The organism is Archangium violaceum, assembly GCF_016859125.1.
In the GTDB taxonomy this organism is placed as follows: domain Bacteria; phylum Myxococcota; class Myxococcia; order Myxococcales; family Myxococcaceae; genus Archangium; species Archangium violaceum_A.
On record NZ_CP069338.1, the window covers coordinates 4381716 to 4393317 of the forward strand.

Sequence of the window (11602 nt, forward strand, 5' to 3'; positions counted from 1 at the left end):
TTCACCCATTTCTTGGAAAAAGAGCCCAGAGCTGGATCGCCCTGATTTAAAAATTATTTTCCGAGCGGTTTGAGGGCACTCTTCTCCCAGGGGCTTTTCGCGTCCCCATGTGGATGGCGCTCCAGCGCTCAGAACACCGTCATCTTCAGCGTGCGACTCGAGGTCGCGGGACCCAACAGTCCCGTCGACGCGGAGACGGTGAACTCGTAGACGCCCGCCTGCGTGGGTTGCCCCGAGAGGACACCCGTGCTGGCGTTCAGGGTGATGCCCGGCGGCAGCTTGGATGCGTCCACCACCTCCCAGGTGACGGAGGTGGGGGTTGTCTGGAGGGGATGGGTATAGGACGAGCCCACCCGTGCATCGGGGAGGGCGCTGGTCTTGATGCAGACCTGCGAGGACGAGCAGGTGATGGAGGTGAGCTGGATGCGGCGGACGGCGGTCTGTGGAGGCTCGTCGGAGTCCGTCACCCGCACGTCGAAGGGCGGGGTGCTGGTGTCATCCGAGGCCTTTCCGTCGACCTGCCCGTCATCGCGCAGGACGATGCCCGAAGGCAGGCTGCCCGACACGATCTCGTACGTATAGGGCGATTTGCCCCCGGTGGCCGAGAGCTGATCCACGTACTCCTTGCCACTCTCGAAGAACGCGAGCACGCCCGGCCCGGCCAGACGCAACAGGGGGCGGATGCGCACGGAGAACTCCTGGCTGGAGCGCTGGGGCGTCTCGCTCCGGTCCACCACCTCCACGGTGAAGAGGAAGTCCCCGGCCGTGGTCGGCCTGCCGGAGAGGATGCCCTCGGGGTCGAGCGTCAGGCCTGGAGGAGGCTCGCCCGCGGTGATGGAGAAGGCATAGGGCGGGGTTCCGCCGCTCGCCTGGAATCGGTGGGAGAAGGTCTCCGTCTCCAGCCCCCTTCCGGGGCCATCCGGTATGAGCACGAGCTGCGTCGGACCCGCGTCGGCGTCCCCGCCGTCCGTGCCCGCGTCGGAGCCACCTCCATCCATGTCCGAGGGTACCTCGAGGGGACACGGTCCACGCTCGCCGCAGTCCGGGAGGCAGACCTTCTCGGACGCCAGACACGTCCAGCCCCCGGGGCACGCGCCCTGGTCATCACACGTGGGGAAGCGGGAGAAGTCCGGTTGGAAGGCGCACGCCACTACTCCGAGGAGCACGGCCCCTCCCATCATCCACCGCGGCCAGCGTCTCATGGCAGCTCCCAGACGAAGAAGACGGCCCCACCGGCGCCCAGCAGCGCACCCGCTCCCATCAGCACGTTGGCCGTGCGTGCCTGCTTCCGGCCTTCCTGGATGCGTCCCGAGATGCAGGAGCGGAACGCCTCGCCCTCTCCGGAGCAGCCCGCGCTCCCTCGCGAGAGGCTCGTCTCCGAGCGGCGCGCGGCCAGCCCGAAGCCCACTCCGGCCGCGAGCGCGACGCCTCCGGCCGCCAGCATCACCGTGGGCCACACCTTCCTCGGGCGCTCCACGGTCCTCGCGGCGAGCCGCGCCGACCACAGCGCGTCGAAGGCCTCGCGGATGCGCGCCGCCTCCAGGCCTGGCGGGAGCCCCTCTCCGGAGAGCTGCACGAGGCTGTGGGACTCCTGGCCCTCGCGGTCCACCAGCGTGAGCGCCACGCTGCGCCCACCCCCCACGCCGAGCGCCACGCCGCGCACCACCCGGTCCGTGCCGAACGCCTGCACCTGGGCACCCCGGCACATCGCGTCCACGCAGCCCACGAGCCGTCCACCCTGCGCGCGCACCTTCGCCACCGTGGTCGCGCGCGGCTCCAGGCACATGCCGGAGGTGCTCTCCGCCACCCGGCGCACGGTGTCCTCCAGCTCACGCGCCTCCGCGGTCGACAGCGCCACCGGTTGGAAGGGGACGAGCACCACCCGCTCTCCCCTGCACGGGGCAGGGGCCTGCGCCAGTGCCAGCACCAGCGCGAACGAAAGAAGACTCATGGTGTGAGATCGGGTCCCTGTTCGGGGGCCACGGGCGTCTGCCCCAGGCTGGCCATGTATCCCGCGTAGAAGCGGGGGCCGAAGGGCACGGAGAAGAGCTTGTCCCGGAAGGCGTCATCCACCGCGCCGCGGGCGGCGATGGAGTTGTCCCTCCAGGAGAGGCTCCCCGCGTTCACCACCGCGCCCGGGCGGGCGAACCTGAAGGCGGCCTCGCGTCCGAAGGCCCGCAGGAAGTAACCAGGGCCGGGGGGCAATCCCAGCACCACGGAGCGCTCGCGCTCCTTGTTGAACTCGGCCACCCGCAGGCCCCGCGAATCCTCCACCCACAGCCGGCCCTCCAGGCCCGCGGGCAGCAGCAGGAAGCCCAGGCGCGCCCTGTCCCCGAGGTCCACCAGCGCCGCCGAGCGATCCTGCGCGGGCGGCTGGATGGACACCTCGAGCCGGCCCCGCACGTCCTCCACGCCCTGGTTGGCGGCGGCGACGAAGGCCCTCAGCTCCGAGTACTCCACCCGCCCGTCCGCGTTGACGTCCGCGGCCCCGGCGAGCGCGGAGAGCACCTGGTGGCTGAAGACGCCCGAGCGGATGGCGCTCCACTCGTGGCTCTCCTGCTCGCGGGTGGTGGACAGCACGGCGCCCACGTGCGGGTAGCGCCCGAGCTCGCGCGCGGCCAGCAGGCCCCGCACCGCCTGCGCCTGGGCGGGCGCCACCGGCAGCGCACCGCGCGAGTTGACGAAGAAGTACGAATCACACGCGTCCACGATGAGGTGGATGAAGGCGGCGGTGCTGGGCGCGATGACCTGCGCGTAGAGGTCGGTGCGCGTGAAGGGCCCATCCAGCAGGCTCACCATGCCCTCTCCGGCGGGCCCGCGCTTTCCGTGGCCGGTGAAGACGAAGTAGAGCACGGGCTCGTCGCCGCGCTTGCGGTCCTCGGCCATGCGGGCATTGAGCTGGCCGAGCGCTTCCTTGAGCGCCCTGCGGGTCGGGGGCCGGGTCCGGGAGGCGAGCCCCGGGTGGCGTGCCTGCGTCTCCTCGTCCAGCACGGTGAGGAGCACGGTCTCCTTCGTGAGAGAGGAGAGCAGCTCGTAGTAACGCGCGCCGTCATCGTCGGCGTAGCGCAGGGGGGCCTGCTTCGGTTCGAGCCCGGTGTTGTTGGCGAGGATGAGCGCGTAGGCCACCCGCTCGGGCGCGGCGCTCGCGGCGGTACCAATGAGGAGCGCGGCCCACAGGGTCACCGCAGCGCATCGGAGCGGTCGCATGCGGTGACAGTGTCTCCGGAGCGAGCCAGGGCGGCAAGGTGCCACGGGTGCGCGGAGGGACTCTTCCCACGCACCTTCCGTGGGAGACGAGGGGGTGCAGTGTCGGGCAGCCGACCTTCCGTACTGGCCGTGTGCCCTGTCCGCATGCCGGGTGTCAGAAGCGGCCACTCAGACCGAGCATTCCCCCTCGGGCGTCGAAGGCCAGCAGGGGTTGGAGGCGTGGGTGGGCGGCGCTCCTCTCCGGGTGCTCCGGGCGCTGTGACAACTCGTAGCCCAGGGAGGCTCCAATCATGCCGAGCACGGGAATGGCGATGACCATGCCGCCGCCAGCGGTCGTGCCTTCCAGGAGGCCTCCCGCGATGAACCCCACGGCCCCTCCCCCGAGCGCGGCCCACAGGCTTCCATCTCCGCCCACGGCTTCTCCGCCCCACCAGACCCCCAGGGGATAGCCCACCAACAGGCCCGCCGTGAGCCCGAAGAGGAGGGGATAGGCGCAGCCCCATTCGCTCTGGACCGGGGACTCCGTGAGCAGGCACAGCCCGAGACCCGTGAGCCCTCCCGCCAGGGTCGTCGCCACGCCCCCGCCCACTTCCGCGAGCAGACGGAGTGCGAGCGGGGCCCTCCTCCGCAGGGACCCGGAGGCGGGGTCCTCCAGCAGCGTGGGTCCGTGCTCCTCGGTATTGGAGGTGGGGGAGGCCAGGGGCGCGTCTTCGGCGGCGAGGCCTCCACGGGGCGTGAGCAGCAGCAGCAGGCACAGCAGCACCACGGACTTCGAGCCAGGGGGCAGGCGAGAGGTCATGGTCCGAGCGTAGGGGCAAACGCCTGGACTCGCATCGTTACAAGCGCGCCACCTGACAAGCGCGCCACCTGTCGGGTCCCCTTCCTGACGATCCCCGAACGCTGGAGATCCACTCCGGCCAGCAAATCGCAATTCGAGATGCGGGAAGGTGACGGCGGGGCGTTGGGCACGGTAAGTCGCAGACGGATGGAGTGGGATGCGCGGACATTGCAACACTTCCGGGAGGGTGACCCGGAGACACTGGGCCAGGTGTATCGGGCGCACGTGGAAGTGCTGGCGCGGGCACTGCGGGCCATGGTGTGGCGAGGGCGGGGGTTCAGCCAGATGAAGGGGGCGCTGGAGCTGGAGAACACCGTGCTGGAGACGTTCGCGCGGGCCTTCGAGCCGAGGGCCCGGGGGGCGTACGACGGGGTGCGGCCGTACGGGCACTTCCTGGTGGGGATCGCGCGCAACGTGCTGCTGGAGCAGGCGCGGCGGCGTGAGGTGTCGGTGGGGCTGGAGCCCTTCGAGGAGGTGGGCGAGGTACCCTTGGAGGGAGAGGGGCTGGCCCAGGTGTTGGAGGACCGGGAGGTGGAGGGATTGCTGGCGAGCTTCAAGGAGGGGTTGTCGGCGGAGGAGCGGCGGCTGTTCGAGCTGCGCTTCGGCGAGGAGGGGCTGGCGCAGGAATGCGCGGCCGAGCAGTTGGGGCTGACGCGCATTCAGGTGCGGCGGCGGGAGCTGGGGTTGAAGACGCGGCTGCTCGAGTTCCTGCAGGCGCGGGGCTACCTGGAGGGGATGGAAGTGAAGGGGTGGAGCTTCTTCAAGCGGCGAGGGCAGTCATGACGAGGTGCGCGGACCGACAGGCGAAGCAGGCGCTGGAGGCGCTCTTCCGGGGCGAGCTCGACGGGGAGGGCTTCACCCGGTTGCGCGTGCATGCCGCGGCGTGTGACGAGTGCCGGGAGGCCTACGACAAGCTGAGCCGGGTGGAGTCGTCGCTGGAGCAGCGCGTGCTTCCCGCGAACCGGGAGCTGCTGCTGGAAAAGGAGCTGTTCGCGCGGCTGGAGACGGCGGCGAAGCCGGCGCGTGAGCGGGCACCCGTGCCCGAGCGCAAGCGCTCCTGGCCGACGTTCCTGGTGCCGGCGGCGGTGGGGTTGGCGATGGCCGGGGTGGCGATGGTGTGGGTGGTGCCGCAGCTGGGGACGCGGGAGTCCGAGTGGCAGTCACGCGGAGCCGAGACGGGGACGTCGGCGTGGGGCCTGCGGGCCTTCTGCGTGGGTGCGGACGGAGCGGTGCGAGGCGAGGCGAGGCCGGGCGGAACCCTGGTGTGTGGCGAGGGGGACGCGGTGCAGTTCAGCTACACGGCGCCGGAGGCCGCGAGCCTCTCGGTGGAAGCCCTCTCCGAGGAGGGCGAGCCGCTGCGGTTCTTCCCTCAGGAAGGCGATTCGGAGAAGGTGGCGGCGGGGGTGGACATGCTGTTGCCCTACAGCACGCCGGTGCAGGGAGGCTGGCTGGCCGGGCCGCTGGAGGTACGAGCGACCTTCAAGGACGCACGGGGCCGCCCGCTGTCACAAACGCGGTTGAACCTGCTGCCCAGGTAGCGAGCGGACGACCCACCCCTCTCCCTCTGGGAGAGGGACGGGGTGAGGGTATAGGACTTCCCGGGTTGCCGTTGACGGGGGCACCGCGCACCGTGGGCGCCATGACTCCCACCCATCCGCTGCGAATCCTCTTCCTGAGCACCCACAACGCGGCGCGGAGCATCATGGCCGAGTACCTGTTGCGCCGCCTGGGGAACGGACGCTTCGAGACCCGCAGTGCGGGCCTGGAGCCGAGGAGGCAGGTCCACCCGCTGACATTGAAGGTGCTGAGTGAGCGCTACCGCATCGAGCCGGAGGGCGCGCGCAGCAAGTCCTGGGAGGAGCTCCAGGGCGAGCACTTCGATCTGATCATCACGCTGCGGGACAAGGAGCGCGAGGCCTTCCCGAGAAGCCGCTGGGAGCCCATCGCCGCCCACTGGAACCAACCGGACCCGGTGGACTTCGAGGGCGACGAGCGGGAGCACGAGCTGCGCTTCATCCAGATGGGGCGGGAGCTCTCCATGCGCCTGGACCTGCTGTGCGCGTTGCCCTTGGAGAAGCTGGGGCACCTGCCGCACCACGGTGAGTCGCAGGCCTGCGCACCGATGTAGCGCCGGAGCGGAGCATTCCGGGACGCGGGGGCGCTCGCCCGCATGCCTGGACTGGTACGAGGCGACAGCCAATACAGGAACGAACGCGCTGCCTGGCCGGGTTGGGAAATCGCCCGACTTCCGAACTGGAGAAGGCCGTGAATCGTCGTTCCAGCCATTCGACCCGTACCCAGACAGGGAAGAAGACCCGTAAGAGCACCACGCTCGCGCGGCGCTCGCACGCGCGTTCGCGCCGGCTCGCGACGGCGGAGGCGCTCGAGACGCTCCTGGAGTCCCTGCAAGCCGTCACCCACGGCGACTTCTCCGTCCGCCTGCCGCCCGAGGAGCAGCCGGTGGCGATGGAGGAGATCGCCCACGCCTTCAACGGCCTGGTGGCGATGAACCAGCGGATGCAGGACGAGCTGGTGCGCGTGGAGCGGGTGGTGGGCCGCGAGGGCCAGATGGCGGAGCGCGCCTCGCTGGGACCGGTGAGTGGCGGCTGGGCCTCGAGCATCGGCTCCATCAACTCGCTCATCGCGGACCTGGTGCAGCCCACCACGGAAGTGGCGCGCGTGCTGGGCGCGGTGGCGCGGGGTGACCTCACCCAGAAGATGGCGTTGGACCTGCCGGGGCAGCCGGTGAAGGGCGAGTTCCTTCGCATCGGCACCACGGTGAACGCGATGGTGGATCAGCTCAGCTCGTTCGCCGCCGAGGTGACGCGCGTCGCGCGCGAGGTCGGTACGGAAGGGAAGCTGGGAGGCCAGGCGCGGGTGCCGGGGGTCGCCGGGACGTGGAAGGACCTCACGGACAGCGTGAACCAGCTGGCCAACAACCTGACGGCGCAGGTGCGAAACATCGCCGAGGTGACGACCTCGGTGGCGCGCGGTGACCTGTCGCGCAAGATTACCGTCGATGCGCGAGGCGAGGTGCTCGAGCTGAAGAACACCGTCAACACGATGGTGGATCAGCTCCGCTCGTTCGCTGGCGAGGTGACGCGCGTCGCCAAGGAAGTGGGGACGGAAGGCAAGCTGGGCGGCCAGGCGGACGTGCCCGGAGTGTCCGGCGTCTGGAAGGACCTCACGGACAACGTGAACCTGATGGCCTCCAACCTCACCACCCAGGTGCGAGGCATCGTGAAGGTGGTGACGGCGGTCGCCAACGGTGACCTGTCCCAGCGCCTCGTGGTGGACGCCAAGGGCGAGATGGCCGCCCTGGCCGACACGCTCAACAGCATGACCAAGACGCTCGGCATCTTCGCGGACCAGGTGACCAGCGTCGCCAAGACGGTGGGCGTGGAGGGCAAGCTGGGCGCCCAGGCGGACGTGCCGGGTGTGGCCGGTACGTGGAAGGACCTCACGGACAACGTGAACCTGCTCGCCAACAACCTGACGGCGCAGGTGCGAAACATCGCCGAGGTCAGCACGGCCGTCGCCCGCGGTGACCTGTCCAAGAAGATCACCGTCGACGCCCGGGGCGAGGTGCTCGAGCTGAAGAACACCATCAACACGATGGTGGAGCAGCTGCGCTCGTTCGCCGGTGAGGTGACGCGCGTCGCGAAGGAAGTGGGGACGGAAGGCAAGCTGGGCGGCCAGGCCGACGTGCCGGGGGTCTCCGGTACCTGGAAGGACCTCACGGACAACGTGAACTTCATGGCCTCCAACCTGACGGCGCAGGTGCGAAACATCGCCCTGGTGACGACGGCGGTGGCCAATGGAGACCTGTCCAAGAAGATCACCGTCGACGTGAAGGGGGAGATCCTCGAGCTGAAGAACACCATCAACACGATGGTGGACCAGCTCCGGTCGTTCGCCGCCGAGGTGACGCGCGTCGCGAAGGAAGTGGGGACGGAAGGCAAGCTGGGTGGCCAGGCCGAGGTGCAGGGTGTGTCCGGCGTCTGGAAGGACCTCACCGACAGCGTGAACTCGATGGCGTCCAACCTGACCAACCAGGTGCGCAACATCGCCAAGGTGACGACGGCGGTGGCCAACGGGGACCTGTCCAAGAAGATCACCGTCGACGCGAAGGGGGAGATCCTCGAGCTCAAGGACACCATCAACACGATGGTGGATCAGCTCAACGCGTTCGCCTCGGAGGTGACGCGCGTCGCGCGTGAAGTCGGTACGGAAGGCAAGCTGGGAGGCCAGGCGCGCGTGCCCGGTGTCGCCGGAACGTGGAAGGACCTCACGGACAACGTGAACCTGATGGCCCGCAACCTGACGACCCAGGTGCGCGGCATCGTCAAGGTGGTGACCGCGGTCGCCAACGGTGACCTGACCCAGAAGCTGGTCGTCGACGCGAAGGGCGAGGTGGCCGCGCTGGCGGACACCATCAACAGCATGACGGACACGCTGGGCACCTTCGCCCAGCAGGTGTCCACGGTGGCCCGCGAGGTGGGCATCGAAGGGAAGCTGGGCGGCCAGGCCAAGGTGCCCGGGGCGCGCGGTGCCTGGAGGCAGCTGACCGACAACGTGAATCAGCTGGCCGGAAACCTGACGTCGCAGGTGCGCGCCATCTCCGAGGTGGCCACCGCCGTGACGAAGGGGGACCTGACGCGGTTCATCTCGGTGGATGCGGGCGGCGAGCTGGCCGCCCTGAAGGACAACATCAACCAGATGATCGTCAACCTCAAGGAGACGACACAGAAGAACACCGAGCAGGACTGGCTGAAGACGAACCTCGCGAAGTTCTCCGGCATGATGCAGGGGCAGAAGAACCTGGAGGCCGTCTCCCGGCTCATCATGTCCGAGCTGACGCCCCTGGTGTCCGCGCACCACGGCGCCTTCTTCCTCATGGACTTCGAGGACAGCGCGCCCGTGGCCAAGCTCACCTCCAGCTACGCCTACCGCGAGCGCAAGAACGTGGCCAACCGCTTCCGGCTCGGGGAGGGTCTGGTGGGCCAGTGCGCCCTGGAGAAGAAGACCATCCTCCTCACCCACGTGCCGGCGGACTACATCCGCATCATCTCCGGCCTGGGCGAGGCCAGCCCCCTCAACGTCATCGTCCTGCCCGTCCTCTTCGAGGGCGAGGTGAAGGCCGTCATCGAGCTGGCCTCCTTCCACCCGTTCAGCACCATCCACCAGATCTTCCTGGACCAGCTCACCGAGAGCATCGGCGTGGTGCTGAACATGATCATGGCCAACATGCGCACCGAGGAGCTGCTGCGGCAGTCGCAGAGCCTCGCCAACGAGCTGCAGAGCCAGTCGCGCGAGCTCACCCAGCAGCAGGAGGAGCTCAAGCGCTCCAACTCGGCGCTGGAGGCCCAGGCGCTCGAGCTGGAGGAGAAGGCCAAGCTGCTCGAGCAGCAGAACATCAAGGTGGAGGAGAAGAACCGCGAGGTGGAGCAGGCGCGCGCCAGCCTGGAGGAGAAGGCCGAGCAGCTCTCGCTCATCTCCAAGTACAAGAGCGAGTTCCTCGCCAACATGTCCCACGAGCTGCGCACGCCGCTCAACAGCATGCTGGTGCTGGCCAAGCTGCTCGCGGACAACTCCGACGGCAGCCTCAGCCGCAAGCAGGTGGAGTACGCGGAGACCATCTACTCCTCGGGGGGGGATCTGCTCTCCCTCATCAACGAAATCCTGGACCTCTCCAAGGTGGAGGCCGGGAAGATGCAGGTGGAGCCGCGCGACTCCGCGGTGGCGGAGCTGGTGGAGTTCGCCCGCCGCACCTTCGGTCCCGTGGCCGAGCAGAAGAACCTGGGCTTCCTCACCGAGGTGGGCCCGGAGGTGCCGGCCACCGTCTTCACGGACCCCAAGCGGCTGCAGCAGATCCTCAAGAACCTGCTGTCCAACGCCTTCAAGTTCACCAGCACGGGCCAGGTGACGCTGCGCATCCGCATGGCGGACGCCGAGGAGCGCTTCGCCGCCCCCGAGCTGGTGGAGGCCGACACGGTGCTGGCCTTCTCCGTCATCGACACGGGCATCGGCATCCCCGAGGACAAGCAGAAGCTCATCTTCGAGGCCTTCCAGCAGGCGGATGGCACCACCAGCCGCAAGTACGGGGGCACCGGCCTGGGTCTCTCCATCAGCCGCGAGCTGGCCCGGTTGTTGGGGGGTGAAATCCGCGTGAAGAGCTCCCGCGGCGCGGGCAGCACCTTCACCCTCTACCTGCCGCGCAGCTACAGCGGTCCCGAGCGGGGGAGCGAGCCCGCCAGCGAGACGGACGTGGGCTACACGCCCATGCTGCGCGAGCTGCTGCCGCGCGACGAGGTGCACGGCACCGCGGCCCCCCACCCGTTGAGGGATGACCGGGATGACCTGGGCGCGGAGGACCGCGTGTTGCTCGTGGCGGTGGACGACCTGGAGTTCGCCCGCGGCCTGGTGGCCACCGCGCACCAGAGTGGACTCAAGGCGCTGGTGGCCACGCGCGGTGACGTGGCGCTCTCCCTGGCCCAGCGGCTCAAGCCGTACGCCATCGTCCTGCAGCTCGGCCTGCCCGTCATCGACGGCTGGAGCGTGTTGGACCGGCTCAAGCGCGACCCGCGCACCCGCCGCATCCCCGTTCAGGTGGTGAGCGTGGACCGCATGCGCGGCGCCTCGTGCGGCGGCGGCTTCGCCTACCTCGACCGGCCCTTCTCCCCCGAGGCCATCCAGGGCGCCTTCAGCCACCTGGAGCTCGAGGCCAACGGCGCGCCCCGCAAGCTGCTGCTGGTGGACCCCAAGCCAGAGCTGCGTGACTGCGTGCGGCAGCTCATCGACATGGGCGAGTCCCTGGAGATGCGCGAGCTGGAGTCCACCCAGGCCGTGCTGGCGCTGGACCGTGGGGAGGTGGACGCGCTGGCCCTGGACCTGGCCTCACCCGGTGGACGGGGAATGAAGCTGCTGGTGGAGCTGGTCCGCGGGCCCACCCGCCTGCCCCCCGTGTTGCTCTACAGCGGCTCGCAGCTGCTGCCGGACGAAGAGCGCCAGCTGCGGCGCTCGGCCGAATCCGTGCTGCTCGAGGCGGCCGCCCGCTCGCCCGAGGCCGTGCTCGCCGAGGTGGGCCGCTTCCTTCGCCGGGTGGGAGAGCAGTCCCGCGTCTCCGCCGAGGAGATGAAGGAACTCTCCCGCTCGCTCTGCGACCGCAAGGTGCTGCTGGTGGACGATGATGCCCGCAACATCTTCGCGCTCACCAGCGTCCTGGAGAATCATGGCATGCAGGTGACATTCGCGCAGGACGGGCGTGCGGCCATGGACATTCTGGAGAAGAATCCGGAATTGGACGTGGTTCTGCTGGACGTGATGATGCCGGAGATGGATGGTTACCAGGCGATGCGCGCCATTCGCGCGGACCCCCGGTGGGCCTCCCTGCCCGTCATCGCCATCACCGCGCGTGCATTGAGGGACGATCGCGAGAAATGCCTCGAGGCCGGGGCATCGGATTACCTCTCCAAGCCCGTCGACACCGAGCGGCTGTTGGAGTTGATTCGTCGGTGGGTGGAACCTTGCGCGGGAGCGAGATGACGGCGATGACGT

The 11602-nt window shown here is 69.2% G+C and carries 8 protein-coding genes; 4 read left to right on the forward strand and 4 right to left on the reverse strand.

Annotated elements, in window-relative coordinates; translation table 11 throughout:
• Window positions 1-128 precede the first annotated feature (128 nt).
• From JQX13_RS18865 to JQX13_RS18880, 4 genes are all read right to left on the reverse strand, one after another.
• Window positions 129-1202, reverse strand: a complete 1074-nt coding sequence (locus JQX13_RS18865; protein WP_203410362.1) for an Ig domain-containing protein — start codon at window positions 1200-1202, stop codon at window positions 129-131.
• On the reverse strand, window positions 1199-1951 hold the full coding sequence (locus tag JQX13_RS18870) for a hypothetical protein (RefSeq protein ID WP_203410363.1): 753 nt from the start codon (window positions 1949-1951) through the stop codon (window positions 1199-1201). Before JQX13_RS18870 ends, JQX13_RS18865 begins: the two co-directional genes overlap by 4 nt.
• Window positions 1948-3207, reverse strand: a complete 1260-nt coding sequence (locus JQX13_RS55435) for a caspase family protein (RefSeq protein WP_203410364.1) — start codon at window positions 3205-3207, stop codon at window positions 1948-1950. The genes JQX13_RS18870 and JQX13_RS55435 overlap by 4 nt, the downstream gene beginning before the upstream one ends.
• A gap of 154 nt (window positions 3208-3361) precedes the next feature.
• Window positions 3362-4006 carry a hypothetical protein gene (locus JQX13_RS18880; RefSeq protein ID WP_203410365.1) on the reverse strand — a complete coding sequence of 215 codons (645 nt, stop codon included), beginning with the start codon at window positions 4004-4006 and terminating at the stop codon, window positions 3362-3364.
• A gap of 207 nt (window positions 4007-4213) precedes the next feature.
• Between JQX13_RS18880 and JQX13_RS18885 the strand changes: the two genes are divergently transcribed.
• The 4 genes from JQX13_RS18885 to JQX13_RS18900 all read left to right on the forward strand — a co-directional run bounded on the left by JQX13_RS18885 (window position 4214) and on the right by JQX13_RS18900 (window position 11590).
• A complete protein-coding gene (locus JQX13_RS18885; RefSeq protein ID WP_239014865.1) occupies window positions 4214-4828 on the forward strand; it encodes an RNA polymerase sigma factor in 615 nt (204 codons plus the stop codon).
• Window positions 4825-5583, forward strand: coding sequence for a hypothetical protein (locus tag JQX13_RS55440; RefSeq protein ID WP_203410366.1), 759 nt, complete (start codon window positions 4825-4827; stop codon window positions 5581-5583). The genes JQX13_RS18885 and JQX13_RS55440 overlap by 4 nt, the downstream gene beginning before the upstream one ends.
• A 101-nt stretch (window positions 5584-5684) precedes the next feature.
• A complete protein-coding gene (locus JQX13_RS18895) occupies window positions 5685-6173 on the forward strand; it encodes an arsenate reductase ArsC (RefSeq protein ID WP_203410367.1) in 489 nt (162 codons plus the stop codon).
• 137 nt (window positions 6174-6310) lie between these two features.
• Window positions 6311-11590 (forward strand): HAMP domain-containing protein, encoded by a 5280-nt coding sequence (locus tag JQX13_RS18900; RefSeq protein ID WP_203410368.1) that lies wholly within the window; start codon window positions 6311-6313, stop codon window positions 11588-11590.
• Window positions 11591-11602: the final 12 nt, after the last annotated feature.